The following is a 23,324-nucleotide window of genomic DNA, read 5'->3' as shown; positions in this document are numbered from 1 at the left end:
AGGAAACCTGCCGCCAGCGGCGGCAAGGCGCCTTTACCCTACCCTACGATTTTCTGGCAAGCCCGGAGATTGAGAACATCTTTGAAAACTCGGACTTCCTTGTGCTGCTCTCGCAGGCACAGGGGGACCGGCAGATTTTAGCCAAACAGCTTGGGATCAGCCCCCACCAGCTTTCCTATGTGACCCATGCCAATTCCGGCGAAGGGCTGCTGTTCTTCGGGAACACCACCATCCCGTTTGTTGACCGCTTCCCGCAGAACACCGAGCTGTACGCCATTATGACCACCCGCCCGGAGGACAAAAAACAGGAAATGAACCGGGCATAACACACTTCGGGCCATGATGGCCCGAGGTTTGGAAAGGAGGGATACATCATCGGAAAGAAACCGGACAAACGGAATTTTCAAAGGCCGGGGCCGACGGAGGATACCGGGGGCAATCGCCCCGGACCGGCTGAACGGGAAAGACCTTCCCCCGCACCATCCCGACGTCTGCGGTTTGAGGACGAGGATACCGGACAGGACATCCCTTCGGGCCACAATGGCCCGAAGTCCAAAAGCGGCAAGTTTCAAGAGGACAGCCGGAAAAGCCGTCCCTCTGACCGCATGAGGCAGGAGGATGAAGCGGGCGGGCCGCAGGATACCGGCAAGGCACAGGAGCCGGAGGGCTCCGCCGAGAAGGCCGGGAGCAAAAAGGACAAGTACCAGAAAGCACAGGCAAAAGCGGAACACGCCGGGGGAAAGCTGGGAAAGGCCCGGGAGAAACTGGACAAGACCGAGGCAAAACGGGCAGCGAAGAAGCCGCCGGGGCTTGCAAAAAAGGCAGTCCGGGGAGCCCGCACAGAAGCGTGGTTCTATGTCCACAACAAGATACACGAGGTTGAGCATGAAAATGTGGGTGTGGAAGGAGCCCATAAATCCGAGCTGGCCGCAGAGGCCGGAGCCCGGAAACTGACCCGCTATGCCAAACGCCGCTGGCGGGAACACCCAGCCCGGAAGGTGGCAAAGTGGGAACGGAAGGACATAAAAGCCCGGGCCAATGTGGATTTCCAAAAGATGGCCTCCGAGCACCCGGAACTTGCCAGCAATCCGCTTTCCCGTGTGCAGCAGAAATGGAAACTGAAACGCCGGTATTCCAAAGAAGCAAAGGCGGCTGCAAAACAGGGCGCAAAGGCCGCAAAGAAAACCGCTGCCGCTTCGAGAACTGCGACCCGTCGGGCGGCACAGTTTGTGACCCGTCATCCCGTGGCGGTGCTGGTCCTGCTCCTGCTGTTGCTGCTCTGTTTTCTTGTGTCGGCGGTAAGCTCTATCTTTCCCACGCTTGGCAGCGGCCTTGCCAATGCGTTATCCGGCACCTCCTACGCCTCGGAGGATACGGACCTGCTGGGCGTGGACGAGGACTACACGGCACTGGAAAACGAGCTGGCGCAGACGGTAACGAACATCGAAAGCACCCATCCCGGCTATGACGAGTACCGCTATTCCGTGGACGAGATCGGCCATAACCCCTATGAGCTGGCATCCTATCTCTCGGCAAAGTACCATGTGTATTTCCGGGAACAGGTGCAGGACGAACTGCGGGAGATCTTCGAGGCACAGTATGAGCTGACCTTGACGGAGGAAGTCGAGATACGCTACCGCACCGAAACCAGCACCGACCCGGAGACCGGGGAAACCACCACCGAGGAAGTCCCCTATGAGTATTACATCTTAAATGTGACCCTCACAAACAAGACGCTGCCCGCCGTGATCCTGCCGAGGCTTAACGAACAGCAGCGGGAAATCTACACCGTTATGCAGCAGCTCAAAGGCAACAAACCCTATCTGTGGGAAGGGATTTACAACGGCGGCGAAGATACCGGCCCCAGCTATGAGATACCCGGCGAGGCGCTGGATGACCCGGCTTTTGCGGCGCTCATGGAAGAAGCCACAAAGTACATCGGCTGGCCCTATGTGTGGGGCGGCTCCAGCCCGTCCACCTCCTTTGACTGTTCGGGCTTTGTCTGCTGGGTGTACACGGCCAGCGGCGTCCACAACCTGCCCCGTACCACGGCGCAGGGCATTTATAACCAGTGTGCTATCATTTCCCCCTCCGAGGCAAAGCCCGGCGACATTATCTTTTTCACGGGAACCTATGACAGCCCCGGCCCTGTGTCCCATGTGGGGATTTATGTGGGCGACGGGATGATGCTCCATTGTGGTTCGCCCATCCAATACGCAAACATCAATTCAAGCTACTGGCAGACACATTTCTATGCCTTCGGGCGTTTGTGAGCCAGAGGAAAGGAGTCCTTGCATGAACAAGATCGACAAGCTCGATAAGGAATTGGAAAAAGCCCGGGAGAAGGCTGCCGAATGGCAGGCAAAAATCCGGGAGCTGGAAAAGCAGAAACAGGAGGAAGAAAACAGCCAGATCGTGCAGGCGGTGCGCTCGCTCAAACTGACCCCCGCCCAGCTTATGGCTTTTCTGAATGACCCCAAAAACAGCCTTACCGCTTCGGGCCATACTGACCCGAAGCCGGAGGCACTCGAAAAGGAGGACACAGCCCATGAAGAAAATTAAATACCGCAGGCTGGCGGCGATGGCTGCCAGCCTTTTGTGTTGCCTGAGCTTTACGGTCCCGGCCTACGCCCAGAGCAGCGAGCCGCAGCCGGAGACAACGCCCGCCCCGGTGGAAACCGAAGCGGAGCCGGAAACCCAGAACCCCTTTACCCCGGACGGGACGGGAACCGTGGTGGACAACGCCACCGACGAGGATGGAAAGGAGTTCTACACCATCACCACCGCAGACGAGAGCGTGTTTTATCTGGTGATCGACAAACAGAAAACCAGCGAGAACGTCTATTTCCTCAATACCGTTACCACAGACGACCTTCTGCCTCTTGCCGAACAGGGTAAGGAACCGCCCAAAGAAGTGACCCCGGAGCCAGAGCCAAAGCCCACCGAACCGGTGGAGGAAGTACCGGAACCCGAGCCGGAGAAAAAGGACAGCCCCCTTCTCTCTCTGCTCCTGATCGGCGCGGTGGTGCTGGCCGGCGGTGGAATTGGTTACTATTTCAAGATTTACAAGCCGAAGCATGAGGCCCCGGATTTGGAAGATGATTACTGCGAATATGAGGACGGGGAGCTGGAGGAGATTGCAGAGGAACCCGAGAACGAAGATACCCCGCCGTGGGAGGAAGATACGGAGGAATGAGAATGAATTTTACAAGCAGCCCTTTTGAACGAATGATGAAGGAAGTACCGCACCCCGGCTGGGACAATGACAACCCTTGTAAGGGATGCCGTTACTACAAGGAGTGCAAAGGAAAGAAAAAACAGTGCCGGAAGAAGTTCCGGGCGCTGATCGTGGAGCCCCGCCCTTCGGGCCATCGTGGCCCGAAGTCTTAAATGGACGCCCGGGAGCTGACCCGTGACGAGAAGAAGAAAATCCGTTCTCTGGTCACGGGGATGTGTGCCAACTATGACAGGGAAAGCGGCCTGTGCCTTCCTCTGGACTGTGCCTGTTATATGCTGCACAAGTGCTGGACAGGGGCGTACTGCCGTTACTTCCGTGAGGCTGTCCTGCCCCTTGACCCGGAGCTTCAAGCGGCGCTGACAACGGAAGGCATCTCCCCGGAACTGCGGGCCTGTGCGGTCTGCGGAAAGGCGTTTTTGCCCGAGGGGCGTCAAGCCTACTGCTCCGACGTCTGCAAGGCCGAAGGAAACCGTCGGAAAAGCCGGGAACGCATGAGGAAAATGCGGGAGAAAAGGCCGGGCGGCTGTTACGATTTGCCGCCTCCAAAGGCTTGACATTCCGGGCTTTTTTGGGGGTGTTTCCGGGGTGGGAATATCTTATTACATTTCTCCCCGGTCTGCCCTCTTATTTCGTAACATCCAGCACTTCGGGTCATGTTGACCCGAGGCACAGAAAGGAGGGATCTCTTGGAGACAGTACAAGGATATGTGATTTTGAAAGCTGCCACCTTTGAAACCGGACACGGCTTTGCGCTGGGGCATAATCCGGGAGCGCCGAGCCCCTTTGTGACCTGGCAGTTTACCGAGGGGGAAAACGGCCATCGGGATTACTACTGGGGCCGCTATGGAACCAGTCAGGCGTGGGCGCAGCGGGACTTTGACCGCCGGGTGGACGACTATCAGCAGTTTTACCATGCGGCGGTCAAGCATACCGAGCTGGGACCGGAGGGCGTTTACCGCTATTATTCCACCCAGCGGCCCGTGGACATAGGAACTTACCCGAAGCCGCCGGATAACCAGCCTCTTTCCATCGTCAACTACGATGACGACAGGCGGCGTCCTGTGGCAGACGGCAGGCTGATGGCATGGGGCGAACTGACCTATGCAAAACCGCTGACCGAAAAGCAGATGGAGGATTATGAACTGAAACCAGCACCGGGCAATCCTGACCGGGTGCGCCCATCCATTACCGCCCGGCTTAAAGAAGGAACCAGAGGGCAGAAACCCCCGAAGGAGCCCGGCCAGAAGCGGAGCCATAAAAACCATGAGGAACGATAAAGGAGGAACGCCATGCACGAAAAAGACAACTATCTGAAAACCGCCGAGCTCTCCACGGAGCAGAACTGCAACATGATCGACGGCGTACCCAACAACACGCCCATCCCACCCACGCCCCCGGAGCTGGACGCAAAACCGCTTGATAAGGTAAAGGAACCCAAAGAGCGCCGGAAAGGCCGGGAGCTGGAACGCTGATGGAGAACCGCAAGCGGAATGTCCATCTGCACGTCATGGTAACGCCGGACGAGCTGGCAGCCATCCATGAACGGATGGCTGAGGTGGGCATTTCTAACGCCGGGGCTTATGTACGGAAAATGGCTCTGAATGGGTATATCCTGCACATCGACCTTGCGCCCGTAAAAGAGCTGATCTCTCTGCAACGGCGCTGTTCTAACAATCTCAATCAGGTTGCCATACACGCACATACCTATGGCGTGTACCCGGAGGAAATCGACGGATTGAAGCGGGACTATGAAAAGCTGTGGGGCGAGGTGTCAAAGGTGCTGCGGGAGCTCTCCGAGCTGGTGGCAAAGTAAGACGAGGGCGGCAGGTTCCGATGTTGGGACCTGCCGCCTTGTTCTTTTTACCATCTATATCTATGTTTCCGAAAATGTAATTCCCGAAGTCCAGCCTCTTTACAAATAGACGATAGAATTTTTAGTATTTCTTCTCGTGTAGAATTAAGCCATTCAGCAAGCTCACGATCATAGAAACAATAAGCGACATCTTCGCCTGTGCCATATGTCGAATAGGCTTTTTCCTTTTTGGCTATTTTCAATCGTCTGCGAATTGCTGTTAGCATATCAGTGATAGTATAGAGTTTTTCTCTCCATAAAGAGTTTTGGACAGAAGATTTTCCATCAGCCTGTTTTAATATGGAGCCATCACGAGTTCTTAGTACCCCTGTATTCAAGGCAATTAGCGTATCTTCAATCGCTTTATCAAAATCCTCCATTCGACCTTCTTGATAAATGTCATCTTGAAAGGCTGGACGATCAAAGCACTCCAAATAAAATTGGACAAGCTCTTTATCTTTTTCAAAGGCAGGTGTGGAAGAAGTAGTTTCGACTTCCAAAATTGCTGTCTGTTCTGCAAGCTGCTTCCAACTTTGTAGCAGTTCTTTAGGATAACGAGTAATATCCGTATCAATCAATTTAGAACAAGACTGGCATAACCAAATTCCATTTTCAAACGACTTTCTTTCTTCGGGTGTCATAGAAGCGTCATAGCGTGGACCGCCTTGAGCCGCTGCACAGATATGAGCTGCTACCCCTATATTTGTAATTTTTTCAGGATTGGTATTTGCCCCACAAGTCAACTTTCGGCAAGCAGGATTACTACATCTTCTACCAACCCGATTTGCCAGTAATTCCTTTGTTGCTGAAGTAAAGTCGTCTCTGCTGTTCCCCATGTTCATCACCTCGTCTAACCAAAATATTGATTTCATTATATCATAACTTTTTAGATAAAACCATCAAGCTTCGGGCCAGCATGACCCGAAGTTTTAGGACAGGATTTACTAATCTTTCGCAACATTTATGTCCCCGGGCAGGCATGATAAAATAGAGGTAGGAAGGATAGATAAAGGAGGTTTTGAAGATGAAGATACTGCTGAAAATATTGGTTGCTCCCTTTGCTTTAGCGTTGTCCCTTCTGGCGGCTCTGCTGGTGTTCCTATTTGATATTTGTGCCGTCCTGCTGACGATTGCCTCTGTGATCCTGACGGTGCTGGGTGTCGCTCTCTTTTTCACGCCGACGCCCATAGGCGGGATTGTATTTCTGTTTCTTGCCTTCCTTCTTTCGCCGTATGGACTGCAAGCGGCGGCGGGCTCCCTTCTTTGGGCGCTGGACGGAGGCAAATCCGCTCTGTACCGGTTTCTGGCAAGTTAAGCAGCCTCGGGCCATACTGGCCCGAAGTCGGGGCGGTCTGAATGGGCCGCCCCTTTCTCATGGAAAGGAGGAATGATTTTTGGCTACCACAACTTTGTTACAGCGCCATGCGGGCGAAGGCGAAACGATTGCTGAGGCTATCCGGGATTGTCTGGACTATGGCAAGGACCCGGAGAAAACAGAAAGCGGAAAGTATATCTCCGCTTATGAATGTGATCCGGCCACCGTGGCGGACGAGTTCCTTTTGGCAAAGGCCAGCTATGCCGCTATGACGGGCCGGGAACAGAAGAAAGAAAATAATGTGCTGTGCTATCAGATACGACAATCCTTCTATCCGGGCGAGATCACCCCGAAGGAGGCGAACCGTATCGGCTATGAGCTGGCTATGCGCTGGACAAAGGGGCGGCACGCTTTTATCGTTACCACGCACACCGATAAGCAGCACATCCATTGTCACATTTATTACAACTCCACCACCCTTGACTGCACCCGGAAATTCCGAAATTTTTGGGGCTCCAGCTTCGCCCTTCGGCGGCTCTCTGACAGGCTGTGCCTTGAAAACGGGCTATCCATCGTGGAGAACCCGAAGCCCCGGAGCAAGGGCAAGTATCGGAACTATGGAGAGTGGCAGAAAGACCGGAAAGGGCCGCTTTCCTATCAGGACAGGCTGCGCCTTGCCATTGATACTGCGTTGGCGGAACGCCCCGCTGATTTGGACGAATTTCTCAATTTGATGAAGCGGGCCGGGTATGAGGTCAAGACGGTTCGGGGCGGCGGTATCAGCTTCCGGCTGACCGGGCAGGGACAGGAACGCTTCACCCGTCTGCGTGCCTCCACGCTGGGGGACGGCTACGACTTGCAAGATGTTCTGTCCGCCATTGAGGGCAAAGAAAAACGCCCCGGGCGCTCGGAGCGGAAAATCAGTCTGGCGGTGGATATTCAAGCAAAGCTGGCTGCCGGTAAGGGGCCGGGATATGAACGCTGGGCGAAGGTATTTAACATTAAGCAGATGGCCGCCGCTCTTGCCTATATACAGGACAATAACCTGACCGATTATGAGCAGTTGGCGAAGAAAGCCACCGAGGCGGCAGACCGTTTCCATGTTATTTCCGAACAGGTCAAGCAGACGGAGCAGGCCATGAAAACCAATGCCGGGCTAAAGGCCGCAACGGTTCAGTATGCCAAAACCCGCCCAGTCTTTGAGCAGTATAAGGCGACGAAGTACAGCCGGAAATTCCTTGCGGAGCATGAGGCCGACCTTGAACTGTACCGGGCTGCACAAGCGGAAATGCGCTCTCTGCTGGGCGGGGCGAAGCTCCCTAAAATGGATGTGCTGAAGGAGGAAGGCCGCAAGCTCACAGCAAAGAAAAAACAGCTCTATGGAGAATACCAGAAGGCACGACGGGATATGCAGGAGATCGTCACGATCAAGGCGAACATTGACACTCTGATGGGCTACACCGAGCCGGGAAGAAAGCAGGAAAAGGAGCGTTAAGGTTATGAAAATAAGGAGCAAAGCGACGCTGACACTTCGGGCCATGTTGGCCCGAAGATACGGGTTTGGGGCGAGCCCCAACAAGCCGCCTTTGTGCCACTTGTGGCCACAGAGGCATTGCTTGCCACTTAGCGACAGCCCCTAAAATGGCGCAAAAAAACAGAGGCCCTTATTCTGGAACCTCCGTTTCTCTGGCTTTCTTAATGCCCTCGGCTGTGGCTTCTATTACAACAAGCTCTTTTTCATTCATAGAATTTAGGAGCACATCAATGTGCTTTCTGCAAGAACTTGACCTTGCCCCTCCGTCCGCATGAATAAACTGGTCAACTGAAACGTCAAACATGGTAATGAGTTTAACAAAAAGGTCGAAGCTGGGATACTGACCTTTGTTCTCAATATTCATAATGGTACGGGAGTCACGGTCTACTAATTCCGCAACGTAGGCTTGTGTCCAGCCCTTTTCTTCTCTGGCTCTTTTGAGAGCTGCCCCGAGGCCGTGAAAGTCAAACCTTCTTTCATCTTGGTTCATTCTCATATCACCCTATATCATTGTACATTTCTGGTTGGATTATGAGAATGTAATGAAACTTTATGTAAGGTAGTATTTCATTTCACTATTCACTTGTAAAATCTTGATGTAAAAGCCAACAGGCTATATAATTTATGAAGAAATAATTTTTTCAAAAATTCGTCCGCTGTAACATTTCACGGACATTTGCCTGTTATACTATCTGCAAAAAGCAAAGGAAGTGAGGATATGAAGCAGATTTTAATTGTCGAGGACGACAGTTTTTTGAATAAGATGTTGGCCTATAACCTGACCGCAGACGGCTACGGCGTGACTTCTGCCCTAAATGCCAGAACCGCAGCCGAAGCCATCCGCCAGCGGGAATTTAATTTAGTGCTGCTGGACATCAACCTGCCGGACGGGAACGGTTTTGAACTGTGCAAGCTGATAAAGCCCCAGCACCCGGATACCATCGTGATTTTCCTGACCGCCAACGATCAGGAGAGCGACCAGATACGGGGCTATGAGGTGGGCGCGGTGGACTACATCACAAAGCCCTTTGTGATCGGGACCTTGCAGCGGAAAATCAAAGCCATGTTCGCCATGCTGGAACACCACAAACCGGCCAAGGACATTTACGACGACGGGCGGCTGTTTCTGGACTTCTCGGAACAGACGGCTTCCTTAAATGGCAAGCCCCTGACCCTATCCCCGATGGAGTACAAAATGCTGAACCTGTTCCGCAAAAATCCCCGGCAAGTGCTGACCCGTGGGCAGCTTTTGGAAAAGCTGTGGGATATAGACGAAAGGTTTGTAGACGAACACACCCTGACAACTTCTATCAGCCGGATTCGCAGCAAGATTGAATCCGACGGCGGCGCGCCCTACATCAAGACCGTTTACGGCATGGGCTATCAATGGACGGGAGGCGAGGCAAAATGAAGTTTCAAAACCTCTCGGTAAAGCGGCTGTTTGGCCGGGTGGCAATAGGGTTTGCCCTCTCCATGTCCGGGATCACCATAGCCCTTTTTCTTGTGACAAAACAGACGGCGGTGCTGCTGACGGGCGGGGCGCTGCTGTTGTGCGCCCTTGTAGGGATTTTTGTACTGACGCAGGCGTTTGGAAAACGGTTATCACAGTTTACCGCTGACCTGTGCCAGACCTTAGACCACATGATTGCCGGAAATGAAGCGCCCCAGCGGCCAGAGGACAGCGAAACCCAGCTTGCCAGAATCGGACACCGGCTGGCAAGGCTTTACCAGATCATGCAGGAGAACCGCCGCCGGGTGGACGAGGAACGGCAGGAGTTACAGACCCTTGTATCGGATATTTCCCATCAGGTGAAAACGCCGGTAAGCAATCTGAAAATGGCGACGGACACCCTGCTGGAAAAGCCTATGGCCGAGGCAGAGCGCACCGACTTTATCCGGGGAATCCGCAGCCAGACGGATAAGCTGGACTTTCTCTTTCAGGCCCTTGTGAAAACCTCCCGTCTGGAAACAGGCGTGATCCAGTTGGACAAGAAACCGGGCCGCCTCTTTGATACCGTGGCACAGGCCATGAGTGGGATCGTGTATGCAGCGGAGAAAACGGAAATCGCCGTGTCTGTGGACTGCCCGGAGGATTTGACCGTTTCCCATGACAGCAAGTGGACATCGGAAGCCCTCTTTAACCTGCTGGACAATGCGGTGAAGTACACCCCGGCAGGCGGGAAAATCGCTGTGTCTGTGGTGCTGTGGGAAATGTATGTGGAAATCAAAGTGACCGACACTGGCAAGGGCATTTCCGAAAGCAATCAGGCCGCTATCTTCCAGCGCTTCTATCGTGAAGAAGAAGTACACGAACAGCAGGGTGTAGGCATTGGCCTGTATCTGGCCCGCGAGATCGTAACGCGGCAGGGCGGCTATATCAAAGTGGTTTCGGAGCCGGGCAAGGGTTCGGAATTTTCCATTATGCTTCCCTTGCGTTGAGAGAAACTTTCTGCTTCGGGTCAAGTTGGCCCGAAGTGCAGAGATAAAATGAAATATCCGAGCGTTGTAACATTTCACCTCAATTTTCAATGAATTTTTTTAGCCGCTGTAACATTTCGCGGACATTTGGGTTTTACAATACACTTATCAACAGGTAGGAAGCCTTGAAAGGAGTTTTGAATATGAGCATTTTACAGACGATTGACCTGAAAAAGTATTACGGTACAGAACCGAACATTACCCGCGCCCTTGACGGCGTAAATTTCTCCGTGGAGGACGGCGAGTTTGTGGCTGTTGTGGGAACCTCTGGTAGCGGCAAGTCCACCCTGCTTCACATGATGGGCGGGTTGGACACTCCCACCAGCGGAACCGTGATTGTCCGAGGCGAAGAACTGGCAAAGAAGAACGACGAGCAGCTTACCATCTTTCGCCGCCGCAACATCGGCTTTATCTTCCAGAACTATAACCTTGTTCCCATCTTGAATGTGTATGAGAACATTGTCCTGCCGGTGGAGTTGGACGGGGACACGGTGGATCAGAAGTTTTTGGACGAAATTGTTCACCTACTGGGGCTGGAAGATAAACTGAAAAATATGCCGAACAATCTATCCGGCGGACAGCAGCAGCGTGTGGCTATCGCCCGCGCCTTGATTACCAAACCGGCTATCGTGCTGGCGGACGAACCGACCGGCAATCTTGACAGCAAGACCAGCACTGAGGTGCTGGGGCTTATCAAGCGCACCAGTGCGGAGTTCCGGCAAACCGTTGTGATGATTACCCACAACAACGATATTGCCCGTCTTGCAGATCGGATTGTCCGCATTGAGGACGGCAAAATTGTGGAATAAGTAGGGGGTGGCAGACTATGACATGGCCTTTTGAAAATGATACCAGTAACATTGAAAAGAAACTGGCAAAGCGCAGTTTGCACCATGAACGGCAGCGTAATTTATTTGCAATCATTGCTCTGGCGCTAACTGCATTTATGATAACTGCGACATTCAGTATTGGCTTTAGTTACTTTGAAACCTACCAAATGCAACAAATCCGCTTAATGGGAACTACCGCAGATGCCGGAATCACAAATGTAACGGAAGAACAGTTGGTTGAGATTTCAAAATCAAGTCTTGTACTTGACGTAGGCATACAGCAGCGTTTAGGTAGTGTTGATACAGAACAACTGAGAAACGCAAGATTAGGTGTAGTATGGATAAATGATACAGAGTGGGAACACCACCGTCTTCCTACTATATCAGGTGTTGTAGGAAATTATCCGTTAAGTAAAAGCGAAATCATGTTGCCTACATGGGTGCTTGAACAGATGGGTATTTCTGATCCACAAATAGGGATGGAAATTGTGTTGTCATACCAAATTGGCGATAGCTATGATTATGTCACGGACACCTTTTTGCTGTCGGGCTACTATACGGACTACATTCCAATGCGCACAAATAATCGTGGTTATGTTTATGTTTCATCCGCTTTTAAGGATAGCTTAAATGTATCACTGGATAATAGTGTTACGGCAATGATCCGTTTTCAAGGCAATGATAATGCTGACAAAAACTGTGAAAGATTGCGGCGTGATATTGACTTTACAGAAGGGCAAACATTTGAAATTGTACCATTAGAACAGGCAAATGGTGGAACTATTATTTTAGCTGTAATAATTTTAGCAGTTTTTATATCCTTTAGCGGCTATCTGCTGATTTATAATATTCTTTATGTCTCTGTCGTAAAAGATGTGCAATTCTATGGCCGTCTTAAAACGATTGGAACGACCCAAAGGCAGATAAAGAAAATTATCTATAAGCAGGCAATCAGAATCTCTTGTATTGGTATTCCGATTGGTCTGTTACTTGGTGCGGTTGTTTCCTTTGGCATTGTTCCTTACTTCCTGAATATGATGTATTCAACAAATTCTGATGTGGGAACAAAAGTATCTTTTTCGCCGTTTATTTTCATAGGAGCGGCCATATTTACGTTCATTACCGTTATGATTGCAAGCATGAAGCCCGCCAAAATTGCCGGAAGTGTTTCACCAATAGCAGCACTCCAATATACAGCAGCCAGCACACAGAGCAGCGCCAGAAATTGTAGCAAAATGAAGTTGTCCAGAATGGCATGGAACAATGTCTTTCGTAATGCTAAGAGTACAACCCTTGTTTTTGCATCGCTTTTTTTCGGCCTTTCCTTGTTCCTTGTCGTCACAGGGCTATTACATGGTTTAAGCCCGGAGAATTATGTGAGCCAATGGGGAGTAAGCGATTTTGCACTCACATATAGTATCCACGAAAGAGAAGATTTAATTTCCAGCGAAATGGTTTCAGAGATTGGTCAGCTTGACGGCATTGAGAATTTGAGGTTGACCTATGCACCTTATCCTCAAGTAGCAGCAGATGTTGTATATGACGATGCTGTATTTCACGAGTTTCTTGCGTCATTAGACGGAGTAAACGGCATTGATTTTTCTGATCCGGCAAAATTAGAAAATTATCAGCAAAACTTTTTTAGCGGGGTTTTTGGAATTGACAGTGCATATTTGGAAGAAATCAATAAAACCTTAAACTTGCCTATTGACACGTCTGCCTTTGAACAAGGAAAGGTTGTGCTGCTGTCCAAAACAGTAGAAGGCCTTATTCAGCCAGGGCAGGAAATAACAATCCAGACGCAGAACGGACAGCATTCCTTTATTGTAGCGAACGGTTATTTGAATGAAGGGTTTCGAGCAGGAGGAGGCAATGAGAGAGGGACGGCTCCTGATTTGTATATTAGTCAAACAGCTTTGAAAGAACTCTTTCCGCAATATAGAGTGTTCCGCGTGGCCTTTGATACGGATGGTCAACATGACGAAAGTATACTGCAAGAATTAAAGCAAATCACCGCATCACAAGCTAACATTGATATTATATCCCGATATGAACGGCGAGAAGAAATGCAGGAATATCTCATTACAGCAAAGGTTTTAGGAACAGGGTTGTCCGTGATCCTGCTGCTTGTTGGTGTCATGAACTTTGTCAATACAATGGTTGTCAATGTAAATACTCGGCGCTATGAATTAGCTGTTCTTGAAAGCATTGGAATGACAAAGCGACAAATCAAACGAATGCTATTTATGGAAGGTTTCTATTATTGGGGCGTTTCCCTTTCCCTTGCAGTCACCATTGGAACAGCAATCTTCATCTTGCTATATATGATTTTTAGTAAAGTGGCCTATTATGCTGTTTTCTCCTATCCATTTATCCCACTGGTGCTGGTGTCTGGACTGGTGTTGCTAATCTGCCTTATTGTGCCTATATGGGTCTACAAAACTGACGTTAACCTTCCAGTTGTGGAGCGATTGCGGTTGACAGAGTGAGTTTAATCAAATAGCAAAACATCCTTAGATCAATCATATCGAAGCGGAGCAGATTTTAGCTGCTCCGCTTCTTTAGTATTTTTCAAAAAATTCTTTTGAAATGTCCGAGCTTTGTAACAATTCAGCCTGTTTTTCTGTCGAAATCAAAGACGCCTCGGACATTTGTGTAACATTTGTAGTTTATGCTTGTGGTAAATCAATTAAGAAACATCTGCCCCCACAGCGGGGAAAAGAAAAAAACCGCTGACGGGCAGAGGATTTCGCGTGCTTTCCTATATCACTGACGATACGGCGGTTTTGAGAAATCAGAGCCGCCGTTTCTTTTCGCCCCCTAAACCAACGACGACCTAACACCGTGTAAATCCACGGCGGCATATAGGAGGATTGCCGCCGTGTCTATCTTTGCCTTTTTTCACAGTGCCCATGACCTACATCAGTTAAAAAAAGCATAGCCCCGCCTCCGGGTTATTCCGGCTATGTATGCGAAATTTGTTGGAACCTTAACTATTATGTCATTTCATGCGTCCGTGTGGTTTCATGCCGCCCGGGCGCTTTTGCGTTCTTATGGGGCTGCTTCGGGTCATGTTGGCCCGAAGTCATTCCCCGGTGCCGCTCCCCGCCGCCTTCGTTTCGGTCACTCGTCAACCAACAACCGAAACGGAGGTCAATATGGCTATTATCAATTTGCGGGACTATTACCCATTCTATACATCGGATTGCTTCATGGAAGTATCGGAAGAAGTTGCAGAAATGTTCAAAGAGTTTGATCGTAAAGAGGCTGCTTATCGGCTGCGTACATACCGCCACAAAGCCTACTATTCCCTTGATCGGGATGACGGGCTGGAGCATGAGGCTGTCTTTGTCGCTTTATCTCCCCATGAACTGTATGAGCGGAAAGTGACCATGCAGGAACTTCACGCAGCGATTACCAGTCTGCCAGACAAACAGGCAAAACGGATTTACGCTCATTTCATTCTCGGCATGACCAAACAGGATATTGCCCGGGCAGAGGGCGTCCATGAAAAAGTGGTTCGTGTCGCAATCGAGCGAGGTCTGCGGCGCTTAGAAAAAATTTTGAAAAATTCTTTGTAAGGCGTACCGATTTAGGCCGGAAAATGAAATGGCTTATGAGAGGTAAAACACTTCGGGTCACAATGGCCCGAGGTTCAGACAAGCCTCATGCAGATTGAAAATTGAATAAAAAGACACCCGGATACGAAGGGGAACGCGCTGTGTGACAGACCCGCCATGACCTCGGATTTCAGAGAATACAGTCTTTGTAAAACTGAGCGAGCGAACAGGTCCATGCCATAGGTGGGGCAAGGCTGGCTCCACCGGAACAGGCGCAGAACCCGGATACTTGCGTTTAGTCACAGTCCGAGCGTTGAAGCGGTCTTGCAAGCCGTGAGCCGTCGCAGGCAATGAGAACGCCTTGCCATCAGAATGGGGAGAGTTGAAATACTATGGGGCATGAAGCCTATGTCCGTCCGATGTGTCTGAAATGAAGTGAAAACCTATGGGGAGTCCCCGGCAATGCTGTCTGATGATAGGCCAACCGATCCGGCGTGGCTCCCCATCTTTTCAAAAGAGGAGCACTTTATGGGAAATGCGTTTGGAATGATCCCCGGCTTGGAACCGGACGAATGGAGCAATGACGCCTGCCGTGGTTATGTCATTATGGCAATGGAGAACTGCGGATTTTCAAAGAAGGATATACGGCGTGTTGTGGGGCAGCTTTATGAAGTATTCGACCTCAACAGCGTGGAGGACGCCAAAGAAAAGTACCTTTCCAGTCCTTACTGACCTCGGGCCACATTGACCCGAAGTGGAGAAAGCTCAAAGGGCGGCACCTGCTGGGTGCCGTCTTTTGACATTTCCCCACAGGACAAGCGGGAAAGGCAGGCATATACACGCACTTTCGCAAAGGAGGTTTTCAATGACGCAAGCTGTCACTTATGAACGAGAAACAAAGTCTGTCGCATTTCAAGGGAAGATCATTGTGCTGGAAAGCCTCACGCCGGTACTTCCCCCGAAGGAGAAAGAACAGCGCAAAAAAGAAATTGAGCATTGTCTTTACGAGGTGTTCAGCAAATATGGAGACAGATTTCCCTAATCATTCGCAACATTGTTGTCCGGGGCTGCTGATGGTATAATATAGTTGTAAGGTTGGTAGCTCCATTCCAACAAGGAAAGGAGCCCAATATGGAATTTATCAGAGAAGATTGTATTTACGCAAGACAGTCAGTAGACCGCAAGGACAGTATCAGCATTGAAAGTCAGATCGACTTTTGCAAGTATGAATTGAAAGGTGGGAGCTGCCGGGTATTCAAGGACAAAGGCTATTCCGGTAAGAACACGGACAGGCCGGAGTTTCAAAAGCTGCTGGGCGAGATCCGCAAGGGAAAGGTTCGGCGGGTCATCGTATACAAGCTGGACCGTATAAGCCGCTCTATTCTGGACTTTGCAACGATGATGGAGCTGTTTCAAGAGTACGATGTGGAGTTTGTATCCTCCACAGAAAAGTTTGATACTTCGACCCCGATGGGCCGGGCCATGCTGAATATCTGCATTGTATTCGCCCAGCTTGAACGTGAGACAATTCAGAAGCGTGTTACAGACGCCTACTATTCCCGGTGCCTGAAAGGCTTTCACATGAGCGGACAGGCACCATACGGTTATCAGTTAGAGCCTACTGTGGTAGAGGGTATCCGCACAAAGAAAATGGTTGCCGACCCCGTAGCCGCCGACCATGTACGGCTGATGTTTGAAATGTACGCTGAACCGGAAACCTCTTTCGGAGATATTACCCGATACTTCGAGGAACATGATATAAAAATTTATGGCAAATCCATGTTCCGTACATTTCTTTCCCAGCTTTTAAGAAACCCCGTTTACGCACAGGCCGATTTGGAGCTGTACGAATTTTTCAAGAGCCAGGGCGCAGCGATTGTCAATGATGCTTCCGACTTTGCCGGAACAAACGGCTGCTATCTCTATCAGGGGCGGGATGTGAAGGAGGACAAGGACAGGTGCTTAAAAGACCAGATACTTGTTATCGCTCCCCATGAAGCACTCATTTCCTCTGACACATGGCTGAAATGCCGGAAAAAACTTATGGCCAATACCACCTTCCAGCAGGGACGGAAACCGAAGAACACTTGGCTGGCCGGAAAAATCAAATGCGGGCATTGTGGGTATGCTCTGAAAGCCACCCATGTACCAAACAGCACCGGGTATTTCCGCTGTACCAAACGGACGGAAAATAAAGGCTGTCCGGGCTGCGGGAAAATCCGCAAAGAAGAATTTGAGCAATTCATTTTCTCGGCCATGCAGGAAAAGTTCAAAGACTTTCAGATACTCCACGGCAGAGAGGAAAAAGTCAATCCGAAACTGACTGCCTATCAAGTGGAGCTGGCACAGGTGGAGGCAGAAATTGAAAAGCTGCTGGATACGCTAACCGGAGCCAATGCGACCTTGCTTGCCTACGCTAACAAAAAAATTGAAGAACTGGACACCCGACGCCAGACCATTTCAAAGGCAATCGCTGAATTGAGCGTTGAAACCATATCTCCCCAGCAGATAAAGAAGTTATCCTATTATCTCGACAACTGGGACAGCATAGATTTTGACGACAAAAGAAAAGCCGCCGATGGTTTGATCTCTACAATCAAGGCCACCAGCGACCGTGTTCAGATAGAGTGGAAAATCTGATATTTCCGCTCTATCGCCCCTCATTTCTATTTTATCTCGTTTGTACCCCTTGTACACCGATGTTTTTCTTCCTTTTTGACATTAAAGCTAAGATTTCCTGTGGGTTCGTTAACTGACGTCCGGGAAGTGTCTGCTTTGGTGTGCGGTCACGGTCGGCTTCGTCAATTGCTGCGACAAAACGCTTTACGCTATTTGGATTGGATACGACAAAATTATGAGTAATACTTGAAGTAGCCATACTAACACCTCCTCTTTTTTGGCTTTTTTGTGTATTTATAGTATATGCAATGTGTGATAAAAACACAATATCGAAAACAAAAATAATTTCTAAATAATTTTCAAGCCGGACATTTATTAGACGCTTCCGGTAAGCGAACAATATTTTCGAGCCAATCATTTATAAGTCGCCAATGGTGGGCGGGCAATATTTTGATAACAGAAATGCTCTGTATCTAACTTAATTATACGATTGGCGAAGAAATGCGTCAATACGGAGAATAAGTATTGAAAATAGTTGGAACAAGTACTAAAATAAGGTTGGGACAATAAAACAGAGTTATACTGCGAGGAAGATTATGAAGAATAAAAAGATTAAATGCGATATATATACCAGAGTATCCACAACCATGCAGGTAGATGGCTACAGTCTGGATGCTCAGAAAGAAAAACTCAAGAGATATGCGGAATTTCAGAACATGGAAATCGTAAATGAGTATTCCGATGAAGGTAAGCCTGGAAAGAGCGTAGAGGGCAGACCGGAATTTCAGAGAATGTTGGATAATATTGAGAATGGCGCAGATGAGGTGCAGTTTGTACTGGTGTTCAAGCTTTCCAGATTTGGTCGTAATGCGGCAGATGTTTTAAATTCTTTGCAGAGGATGCAGGATTTTGGAGTGAATCTGATCTGTGTTGAAGATGGAATTGACAGCTCAAAAGATAGTGGAAAGCTGATGATTTCTGTTCTGTCTGCGGTGGCAGAGATTGAACGAGAGAATATCCTTGTTCAGACAATGGAGGGACGTAAGCAGAAAGCTAGGGAAGGAAAATGGAACGGTGGATTTGCTCCATATGGCTATGAATTGGTAAATGGAGAATTGCAGATCGCAGAGGACGAAGCAGAGATTATTCGTCTGATCTATGATAAATTTATTCATACCAATATGGGAATCTCTGCGATTGCTGCATGGCTGAACCAGCATGGATATAAAAAGAAAAAACGACAGAATAATACACTGGACGCATTTGCCGCATCATTTATAAAAGGCGTTCTGGATAATCCGGTATACTGTGGAAAGCTGGCTTATGGACGAAGGAAAAACGAGAAAGTTTCTGGTACAAGAAATGAATATCGCATTGTAAAGCAGGAAAATTATATGCTGCACGATGGTATCCATGAAGGGATTATTTCGGAAACAGACTGGGAGCTGGCTCATCAAAAACGGGAAAAAACAGGTGTAAAATATGAAAAGACACATAGTCTCGATCATGAGCATATCTTATCTGGAATATTGAGATGCCCGTTATGTGGAAGCGGTATGTATGGGAACGTGAATCGAAAGAAAAAGAAAGACGGAACCTTATATAAGGATTATTTCTATTATGCGTGCAAACACCGTCGCTTGGTAGATGGTCATAAATGTGGATATCGTAAACAATGGAGTGAGGAGAAGATTAACAATGCAGTGGAAGAAGTTATTCGGAAGCTGGTGAAGAATCCGAAATTTGAAGAAGCAATTCTGAATAAAATCGGTTCAAGAATAGATACAGAAGAAATAGAAAAAGAGATTGAAGGACTGGAAAAGCAGCACAGGCAGCTGACCGGAGCAAAAGCAAGACTTGGACAGCAGATGGACAGTCTGGATATCATGGATAAATTTTATGAGAAGAAATATCAGGATATGGAGACAAGGTTATACCGTTTGTATGATGAGATTGAAGGCGTGGAGAACAGTATAGAAGAAGTCAAGAACCGCCTGCTGAATATCCGGCAACAGAAAATATCAGAAGAAAACGTCTATCAATTTCTTTTGTATTTTGATAAACTATATGATAAGTTCACCGACCTGGAGAAGAAAGAATTTCTTAACAGTTTTGTGGAACAGGTGGACATTTACGAGCAGGAGCAGCCAGATGGCAGATTCCTGAAGCACATAAAGTTCCGTTTTCCGGTGTATTTTGGAGACAGGGAGACGCAGGAACTTTGTTGGGACAACGAAAGTACAGTTGAAACTGTGTGCCTCTTGAGCAACCGAAAACCAGATACCACGGTAAAACTCAGCGTGGATATGGACGATTACTACCGTATTAAAGATGGTAAAGAGCCTAAATAAAATCGAATAATACACTGAATTAAAGCAGGATAGAAGCTGTTGATGCGTTAGAAGATAACGTGTCAGCGGCTTTTTCTTTTTATCTGAAAATCTATTAGTCAAATCTGAAAGGAGTCAATTCTATGGCAAAGAAAAATGTAAGGAATATGAAGGTTTGTGGACAGAGCGGTTATAAATATGAGACAGTTCCGGCAATTACATTAAAAGGAAAGTGGCTGGAAGAACTGGGATTTCATCTTGGGGATTATGTGCAGGTGAAATGTGAAAATGGTCAGCTGATTATCACGCCAGATGTGGATAAAGCACAAGAGCAGGAAGCGAAGACCGCATTTATGGATGAGGAGATTAAGAAACTGATAATCAGATACCAGAATGAAAAAGAAGAAATTACTGCAAAATATGTGGCAGAGCAGAGTGCAGGCTGTTATGAAAAGAAAGCATGAGAGGGGGAGAATGTATGGCAAGGATTATAATGTGTGGATCATTTAAAGGGGGAGTTGGCAAAACTGCCAGCTCCTGGAATTTGGCGTATTCACTGGCTGAGATGGGAAAAAGGGTTCTGGCTGTTGATTTTGACAGCCAGGCAAATCTGACAACCTGCTTCGGAGTAGAAGATCCTGCGGCTGTGCCGGTGACGATTGGACATCTGATGATGAATCGGCTGGAAGATGAGGAAATGCCGGATCCGTCAGAGTTTATACAGAGTAGAAATGGTGTGGACTTTATTCCATCATCTATGATGCTTTCAGCAGTGGACAGTAAGCTGCGGATGGAGATGGGTTCAGAGAAGATGCTGACTGGTATTCTGGAGCCGCTGAGAGGGCTGTATGACTATATTATTGTAGACACCTGTCCATCGCTCGGAACATTGACGATTAACGCATTGACGGCGGCTGATGAGGGATTATTGCCGTCAATCCGTAGCTTTTGGCAATGATGGGATTGCAGGATTTTATCCGGACAGTGAAGAAAGTCAGAAGCAGACTGAATGACCGCCTGCAGATTGCAGGGATCCTGCTGACTATGTGTGATGCCAGAACAAATCTCTGTAAGGTAATCACAGAACAGCTGACGGATACTTTTGATGGACAGATCCGGATTTTTAAGAGTATCATACCAAACACAGTAAAGGTGGGAGAATCAATTTATTACAGTGAGCCGCTTCTGGAGTATGCACCGGAGAATAAGGCTTGTAAAGCATACCGGAATCTGGCAGAGGAGGTGGTTGGGGATGAAAGCTAATGCACCAAAAAGAAAAGTATTTCAGGACGCACTGGATCTTCTTGCTGAGGATCCGGTGAAGAATACGCCAGTGCCTGTGAACGGGATTGTTTCTATTCCGGTTGAGGAAATACATCCGTTTCATGATCATCCGTTCCGGCTGTATGAGGGAGAACGCCTGGAAGATATGGTACAGAGCATCAGGGAGTATGGTGTGCTGAATCCGGTGATTGTGAGGAAAGCTGCAAGGGGCTATGAGATGCTTGCAGGGCATAACAGAACCAATGCGGCAAAGATAGCAGGATTGACAGAGATACCTGCGATTCAGTATTTATCAGGTTTTGCCGAAGCTGATTGAATTGTGGGGGATGAACATCAGGACGGATGTGGAGGCTAAAAAAACTTCATGCAACAGACCGTGAAATGACAACTCCCCTGTTTCTTCTCCGGTGTGTGCAGCTGGGGATTTCCATTCGGGATCTGGATCTGCTGACTATCGGGATGGTGAATGATATGTTTGTGGAAAGCAGGAACGATGAGTATAAGGGATGGAGACAGGTTGCCACGCAGGAGGATTTTGACAGGTTCTGATCTGATGAAATGTGGTGACAGGATGTTTCAGAAAGGGTATAATGGGTTTATCAAAGTCGGGATTTGGAGGAGATTCTTATTTATGAAAAAAGGAATAAATCAATCAATCTTATTTTATATTGCATCAGTTCTGTTTCTCGTAGCCTCAGCTATAGACTTTACGAGTGGAAATGAAAATTCTATGGCTATAGTATGGTTATGTCTTGGTTCTTCGTTTCTTTGCTTGGGTTCGACTCATAAGAAAAAGGAAAACAATACAGATGATAAATAATTTCCTGCTTGTATTGCTGGAAAATCGGGATTCATAGAGTCCTTTTGTGATTTGCAACTGCTGGTTGACAGATTTACAGCCTGAAATGGTGGAATGCAAACAGCAAAACTGTTATATTTAGCTCATAAAATCTGCAAAAGGAGGAAAAAATGATTTTAGCTGATAAGATTACAGAGGAAAGAAAAAAGAATGGATGGTCACAGGAAGAACTAGCCAATCAGTTGGGCGTATCCAGACAGGCAGTATCTAAGTGGGAAAGTGCAGGAGCTGTTCCAGATTTGCAAAGAATTTTACAGATGTCGGAGCTTTTTGGTGTTAGTACAGATTACCTATTAAAAGATGAAATGAAAGCAGAAAATATCACCTATCACGAAAGTACTGAAAGCTATGCAGAACCGTTGAAAAAAGTAACTATGGAGAATGCAAATGAATTTCTTGACATGAAAAGAAATGGATCCAAAGTAGTGGCAAACGCAACAAGTATGTGTATCTTAAGTCCAATATTATTGATTGTTCTTGTGACAATGGCAGAAGATAGCGTATTTCATGTTTCGGAATCTCTGGCAACAGTATTTGGATGTGTTTTTTTGCTTGGAATGGTTGCGGCAGCCGTCTTTTTGTTTATTACATATGGAATGAGTGAATCACATATGGAACATTTTGAAAAAGAATGCTTTGAAACAGAGTATGGTGTATCTGGAATGGTACGAGAAAAAAAAGATTCCTATGAACCAATTTTTATCAGAGGAACGGCTGTTGGGGTAGTGCTTTGTATACTGGCAGTGATTCCGACAATTATTGCCGAATCTATGGAAGCGTCCGACTATTACTGTGGTCTTTCCGTTGGATTACTGCTATTCATACTTGCAATAGGAGTGAATCTGTTGGTTCGTGTTGGGATGGTAAAAAGCAGTTACGATACCCTTCTTCAGGAAGGGGAATATACAAAAGAAGAAAAACTGTTTAAGAAAAAGACTGACACGTTTTCTGGTGTATATTGGTGCTTGACTACAGCGATTTACCTTGCATGGAGCTTCTGGACGATGAGCTGGGATATTACATGGATTGTATGGCCGGTTGCAGGTGTTTTGTTTGCAGCATTGCTTGGTGTGGCGAAAATGGTGTTAAAGAGTGGCAGTGAAACTCAGCACTATATTTAAGATGGAGTTAAGTTTATTTTCCGCATATTATACTCATCCAGAAATTCAAGTTTGGAGAATTGAAAAAAACGGAATTTATCTATTAAGACATATAAACTCTTGACAATAAAGCTCCTATATAGTATGTTTTTAATAAACTACTATATAGGAGCTTTTGTATGGAAATGAATGGAGGATTTCTTGTCACCAAAATAAAACAGCTTGGAGACCGGATTTTTGAGAAGATTCTCAGTGAAAAGAATATTGATGCGTTTAATGGAGCCCAGGGACGTATTCTTTATGTGCTGTGGCAGGAGGATGGTAT

The 23,324-nt window shown here is 48.0% G+C and carries 29 protein-coding genes and 2 pseudogenes; 28 read left to right on the top strand and 3 right to left on the bottom strand.

Annotation, left to right across the window (positions count from 1 at the left end):
• Nucleotides 1-47 precede the first annotated feature (47 nt).
• The 9 genes and pseudogenes from DW769_RS14905 to DW769_RS14860 all read left to right on the top strand — a co-directional run.
• Nucleotides 48-326: pseudogene (locus tag DW769_RS14905) on the top strand (VirB4-like conjugal transfer ATPase, CD1110 family); the annotation flags it as partial.
• Nucleotides 327-605: 279 nt separating this feature from the next.
• Nucleotides 606-2,273 (top strand): C40 family peptidase, encoded by a 1,668-nt coding sequence (locus DW769_RS14895; protein ID WP_117861112.1) that lies wholly within the window; start codon nucleotides 606-608, stop codon nucleotides 2,271-2,273.
• A 22-nt stretch (nucleotides 2,274-2,295) separates the two neighbouring features.
• Nucleotides 2,296-2,562 carry a DUF4315 family protein gene (locus DW769_RS14890; protein ID WP_117861113.1) on the top strand — a complete coding sequence of 89 codons (267 nt, stop codon included), beginning with the start codon at nucleotides 2,296-2,298 and terminating at the stop codon, nucleotides 2,560-2,562.
• Nucleotides 2,549-3,196, top strand: coding sequence for a DUF4366 domain-containing protein (locus DW769_RS14885; protein ID WP_117861114.1), 648 nt, complete (start codon nucleotides 2,549-2,551; stop codon nucleotides 3,194-3,196). The genes DW769_RS14890 and DW769_RS14885 overlap by 14 nt, the downstream gene beginning before the upstream one ends.
• Before the next feature lie 2 nt (nucleotides 3,197-3,198).
• Complete coding sequence (locus DW769_RS14880; RefSeq protein ID WP_318272949.1) at nucleotides 3,199-3,390, top strand: hypothetical protein; 192 nt, start codon at nucleotides 3,199-3,201, stop codon at nucleotides 3,388-3,390.
• Nucleotides 3,391-3,792, top strand: coding sequence for a cysteine-rich VLP domain-containing protein (locus DW769_RS14875; protein ID WP_117440917.1), 402 nt, complete (start codon nucleotides 3,391-3,393; stop codon nucleotides 3,790-3,792).
• A gap of 132 nt (nucleotides 3,793-3,924) precedes the next feature.
• Nucleotides 3,925-4,515: a hypothetical protein gene (locus DW769_RS14870; protein ID WP_243104826.1), complete on the top strand. Its 591-nt coding sequence runs from the start codon at nucleotides 3,925-3,927 to the stop codon at nucleotides 4,513-4,515.
• A 12-nt stretch (nucleotides 4,516-4,527) separates the two neighbouring features.
• Entirely contained in the window at nucleotides 4,528-4,710 is a 183-nt protein-coding gene (locus DW769_RS14865) for a DUF4316 domain-containing protein (RefSeq protein ID WP_003500078.1), read from the top strand.
• Nucleotides 4,710-5,051, top strand: a complete 342-nt coding sequence (locus tag DW769_RS14860) for a plasmid mobilization protein (RefSeq protein ID WP_015564333.1) — start codon at nucleotides 4,710-4,712, stop codon at nucleotides 5,049-5,051. Before DW769_RS14865 ends, DW769_RS14860 begins: the two co-directional genes overlap by 1 nt.
• 47 nt (nucleotides 5,052-5,098) lie before the next feature.
• Here DW769_RS14860 and DW769_RS14855 read toward each other — a convergent pair whose 3' ends face one another.
• Nucleotides 5,099-5,926, bottom strand: coding sequence for a hypothetical protein (locus DW769_RS14855; protein ID WP_015553877.1), 828 nt, complete (start codon nucleotides 5,924-5,926; stop codon nucleotides 5,099-5,101).
• Nucleotides 5,927-6,114: 188 nt separating this feature from the next.
• Here DW769_RS14855 and DW769_RS14850 point away from each other — a divergent pair, with 188 nt between their 5' ends.
• On the top strand, nucleotides 6,115-6,405 hold the full coding sequence (locus DW769_RS14850) for a CD1845 family protein (protein ID WP_005927606.1): 291 nt from the start codon (nucleotides 6,115-6,117) through the stop codon (nucleotides 6,403-6,405).
• A 79-nt stretch (nucleotides 6,406-6,484) separates the two neighbouring features.
• The gene (locus DW769_RS14845) at nucleotides 6,485-7,900 is read left to right on the top strand and encodes a relaxase/mobilization nuclease domain-containing protein (protein WP_008401432.1); all 1,416 of its coding nucleotides are present in this window, start codon (nucleotides 6,485-6,487) and stop codon (nucleotides 7,898-7,900) included.
• Nucleotides 7,901-8,069: 169 nt separating this feature from the next.
• Here the strand turns inward: DW769_RS14845 and DW769_RS14840 are convergent, their stop codons facing one another.
• Complete coding sequence (locus tag DW769_RS14840; protein ID WP_036626676.1) at nucleotides 8,070-8,429, bottom strand: helix-turn-helix transcriptional regulator; 360 nt, start codon at nucleotides 8,427-8,429, stop codon at nucleotides 8,070-8,072.
• 228 nt (nucleotides 8,430-8,657) lie between these two features.
• Here DW769_RS14840 and DW769_RS14835 point away from each other — a divergent pair, with 228 nt between their 5' ends.
• The 8 genes from DW769_RS14835 (at nucleotide 8,658) to DW769_RS14805 (ending at nucleotide 17,447) form a co-directional block, all read left to right on the top strand.
• Entirely contained in the window at nucleotides 8,658-9,350 is a 693-nt protein-coding gene (locus tag DW769_RS14835) for a response regulator transcription factor (protein ID WP_117861117.1), read from the top strand.
• Nucleotides 9,347-10,378, top strand: a complete 1,032-nt coding sequence (locus tag DW769_RS14830; RefSeq protein WP_117861118.1) for a sensor histidine kinase — start codon at nucleotides 9,347-9,349, stop codon at nucleotides 10,376-10,378. Before DW769_RS14835 ends, DW769_RS14830 begins: the two co-directional genes overlap by 4 nt.
• A 182-nt stretch (nucleotides 10,379-10,560) precedes the next feature.
• The gene (locus tag DW769_RS14825; protein ID WP_117861119.1) at nucleotides 10,561-11,226 is read left to right on the top strand and encodes an ABC transporter ATP-binding protein; all 666 of its coding nucleotides are present in this window, start codon (nucleotides 10,561-10,563) and stop codon (nucleotides 11,224-11,226) included.
• A 17-nt stretch (nucleotides 11,227-11,243) separates the two neighbouring features.
• Nucleotides 11,244-13,736, top strand: coding sequence for an ABC transporter permease (locus tag DW769_RS14820; protein ID WP_117861120.1), 2,493 nt, complete (start codon nucleotides 11,244-11,246; stop codon nucleotides 13,734-13,736).
• A 669-nt stretch (nucleotides 13,737-14,405) separates the two neighbouring features.
• Complete coding sequence (locus DW769_RS14815; RefSeq protein WP_172679366.1) at nucleotides 14,406-14,828, top strand: RNA polymerase sigma factor; 423 nt, start codon at nucleotides 14,406-14,408, stop codon at nucleotides 14,826-14,828.
• Between the two features lie 441 nt (nucleotides 14,829-15,269).
• The gene (locus DW769_RS14810; protein WP_117861121.1) at nucleotides 15,270-15,539 is read left to right on the top strand and encodes a hypothetical protein; all 270 of its coding nucleotides are present in this window, start codon (nucleotides 15,270-15,272) and stop codon (nucleotides 15,537-15,539) included.
• Nucleotides 15,540-15,672: 133 nt separating this feature from the next.
• Nucleotides 15,673-15,849: a hypothetical protein gene (locus tag DW769_RS16645; RefSeq protein WP_173839848.1), complete on the top strand. Its 177-nt coding sequence runs from the start codon at nucleotides 15,673-15,675 to the stop codon at nucleotides 15,847-15,849.
• Nucleotides 15,850-15,938: 89 nt separating this feature from the next.
• Entirely contained in the window at nucleotides 15,939-17,447 is a 1,509-nt protein-coding gene (locus DW769_RS14805) for a recombinase family protein (RefSeq protein WP_005927564.1), read from the top strand.
• 31 nt (nucleotides 17,448-17,478) lie between these two features.
• On the opposite strand, the gene DW769_RS16960 is transcribed toward DW769_RS14805, so the two are convergent.
• Entirely contained in the window at nucleotides 17,479-17,685 is a 207-nt protein-coding gene (locus DW769_RS16960; protein ID WP_243105466.1) for a hypothetical protein, read from the bottom strand.
• Nucleotides 17,686-18,022: 337 nt separating this feature from the next.
• Here DW769_RS16960 and DW769_RS14795 point away from each other — a divergent pair, with 337 nt between their 5' ends.
• The 9 genes and pseudogenes from DW769_RS14795 to DW769_RS14765 all read left to right on the top strand — a co-directional run.
• Nucleotides 18,023-19,777: a recombinase family protein gene (locus DW769_RS14795; RefSeq protein WP_243105465.1), complete on the top strand. Its 1,755-nt coding sequence runs from the start codon at nucleotides 18,023-18,025 to the stop codon at nucleotides 19,775-19,777.
• A 122-nt stretch (nucleotides 19,778-19,899) separates the two neighbouring features.
• Nucleotides 19,900-20,220, top strand: coding sequence for a SymE family type I addiction module toxin (locus tag DW769_RS14790; RefSeq protein WP_118750572.1), 321 nt, complete (start codon nucleotides 19,900-19,902; stop codon nucleotides 20,218-20,220).
• Between the two features lie 14 nt (nucleotides 20,221-20,234).
• Entirely contained in the window at nucleotides 20,235-20,714 is a 480-nt protein-coding gene (locus DW769_RS16955; protein WP_243105464.1) for a ParA family protein, read from the top strand.
• 26 nt (nucleotides 20,715-20,740) lie between these two features.
• The gene (locus DW769_RS16950) at nucleotides 20,741-21,019 is read left to right on the top strand and encodes a ParA family protein (protein ID WP_243105463.1); all 279 of its coding nucleotides are present in this window, start codon (nucleotides 20,741-20,743) and stop codon (nucleotides 21,017-21,019) included.
• A complete protein-coding gene (locus DW769_RS14780; protein WP_242991115.1) occupies nucleotides 21,009-21,356 on the top strand; it encodes a ParB N-terminal domain-containing protein in 348 nt (115 codons plus the stop codon). The genes DW769_RS16950 and DW769_RS14780 overlap by 11 nt, the downstream gene beginning before the upstream one ends.
• 26 nt (nucleotides 21,357-21,382) lie before the next feature.
• Nucleotides 21,383-21,589, top strand: a complete 207-nt coding sequence (locus tag DW769_RS16325) for a hypothetical protein (RefSeq protein WP_147398862.1) — start codon at nucleotides 21,383-21,385, stop codon at nucleotides 21,587-21,589.
• 82 nt (nucleotides 21,590-21,671) lie between these two features.
• Nucleotides 21,672-21,860, top strand: a complete 189-nt coding sequence (locus tag DW769_RS14775) for a hypothetical protein (RefSeq protein WP_118750574.1) — start codon at nucleotides 21,672-21,674, stop codon at nucleotides 21,858-21,860.
• A gap of 149 nt (nucleotides 21,861-22,009) precedes the next feature.
• Entirely contained in the window at nucleotides 22,010-23,020 is a 1,011-nt protein-coding gene (locus DW769_RS14770) for a helix-turn-helix domain-containing protein (RefSeq protein ID WP_117509301.1), read from the top strand.
• Between the two features lie 158 nt (nucleotides 23,021-23,178).
• Nucleotides 23,179-23,324: pseudogene (locus DW769_RS14765) on the top strand (MarR family transcriptional regulator); the annotation flags it as partial.

Origin of the sequence: Blautia sp. AM29-29 (genome assembly GCF_003480555.1) — a bacterium.
GTDB lineage: Bacteria > Bacillota > Clostridia > Lachnospirales > Lachnospiraceae > Fusicatenibacter > Fusicatenibacter saccharivorans.
Note: the sequence above shows the minus strand (reverse complement) of the source record. Positions and strands in the feature narration are given on the sequence as shown.

Coding starts and splice junctions, on each gene's coding strand:
- DW769_RS14895 (WP_117861112.1), top strand. CDS start 606: ATGAGGCAGGAGGATGAAGCGGGCGGGCCGCAGGATACCGGCAAGGCA.
- DW769_RS14890 (WP_117861113.1), top strand. CDS start 2,296: ATGAACAAGATCGACAAGCTCGATAAGGAATTGGAAAAAGCCCGGGAG.
- DW769_RS14885 (WP_117861114.1), top strand. CDS start 2,549: ATGAAGAAAATTAAATACCGCAGGCTGGCGGCGATGGCTGCCAGCCTT.
- DW769_RS14880 (WP_318272949.1), top strand. CDS start 3,199: ATGAATTTTACAAGCAGCCCTTTTGAACGAATGATGAAGGAAGTACCG.
- DW769_RS14875 (WP_117440917.1), top strand. CDS start 3,391: ATGGACGCCCGGGAGCTGACCCGTGACGAGAAGAAGAAAATCCGTTCT.
- DW769_RS14865 (WP_003500078.1), top strand. CDS start 4,528: ATGCACGAAAAAGACAACTATCTGAAAACCGCCGAGCTCTCCACGGAG.
- DW769_RS14860 (WP_015564333.1), top strand. CDS start 4,710: ATGGAGAACCGCAAGCGGAATGTCCATCTGCACGTCATGGTAACGCCG.
- DW769_RS14855 (WP_015553877.1), bottom strand. CDS start 5,926: ATGGGGAACAGCAGAGACGACTTTACTTCAGCAACAAAGGAATTACTG.
- DW769_RS14850 (WP_005927606.1), top strand. CDS start 6,115: ATGAAGATACTGCTGAAAATATTGGTTGCTCCCTTTGCTTTAGCGTTG.
- DW769_RS14840 (WP_036626676.1), bottom strand. CDS start 8,429: ATGAACCAAGATGAAAGAAGGTTTGACTTTCACGGCCTCGGGGCAGCT.
- DW769_RS14835 (WP_117861117.1), top strand. CDS start 8,658: ATGAAGCAGATTTTAATTGTCGAGGACGACAGTTTTTTGAATAAGATG.
- DW769_RS14830 (WP_117861118.1), top strand. CDS start 9,347: ATGAAGTTTCAAAACCTCTCGGTAAAGCGGCTGTTTGGCCGGGTGGCA.
- DW769_RS14825 (WP_117861119.1), top strand. CDS start 10,561: ATGAGCATTTTACAGACGATTGACCTGAAAAAGTATTACGGTACAGAA.
- DW769_RS14820 (WP_117861120.1), top strand. CDS start 11,244: ATGACATGGCCTTTTGAAAATGATACCAGTAACATTGAAAAGAAACTG.
- DW769_RS14815 (WP_172679366.1), top strand. CDS start 14,406: ATGGCTATTATCAATTTGCGGGACTATTACCCATTCTATACATCGGAT.
- DW769_RS14810 (WP_117861121.1), top strand. CDS start 15,270: ATGCTGTCTGATGATAGGCCAACCGATCCGGCGTGGCTCCCCATCTTT.
- DW769_RS16645 (WP_173839848.1), top strand. CDS start 15,673: ATGACGCAAGCTGTCACTTATGAACGAGAAACAAAGTCTGTCGCATTT.
- DW769_RS14805 (WP_005927564.1), top strand. CDS start 15,939: ATGGAATTTATCAGAGAAGATTGTATTTACGCAAGACAGTCAGTAGAC.
- DW769_RS16960 (WP_243105466.1), bottom strand. CDS start 17,685: ATGGCTACTTCAAGTATTACTCATAATTTTGTCGTATCCAATCCAAAT.
- DW769_RS14795 (WP_243105465.1), top strand. CDS start 18,023: ATGAAGAATAAAAAGATTAAATGCGATATATATACCAGAGTATCCACA.
- DW769_RS14790 (WP_118750572.1), top strand. CDS start 19,900: ATGGCAAAGAAAAATGTAAGGAATATGAAGGTTTGTGGACAGAGCGGT.
- DW769_RS16955 (WP_243105464.1), top strand. CDS start 20,235: ATGGCAAGGATTATAATGTGTGGATCATTTAAAGGGGGAGTTGGCAAA.
- DW769_RS14780 (WP_242991115.1), top strand. CDS start 21,009: ATGAAAGCTAATGCACCAAAAAGAAAAGTATTTCAGGACGCACTGGAT.
- DW769_RS16325 (WP_147398862.1), top strand. CDS start 21,383: ATGTGGAGGCTAAAAAAACTTCATGCAACAGACCGTGAAATGACAACT.
- DW769_RS14775 (WP_118750574.1), top strand. CDS start 21,672: ATGAAAAAAGGAATAAATCAATCAATCTTATTTTATATTGCATCAGTT.
- DW769_RS14770 (WP_117509301.1), top strand. CDS start 22,010: ATGATTTTAGCTGATAAGATTACAGAGGAAAGAAAAAAGAATGGATGG.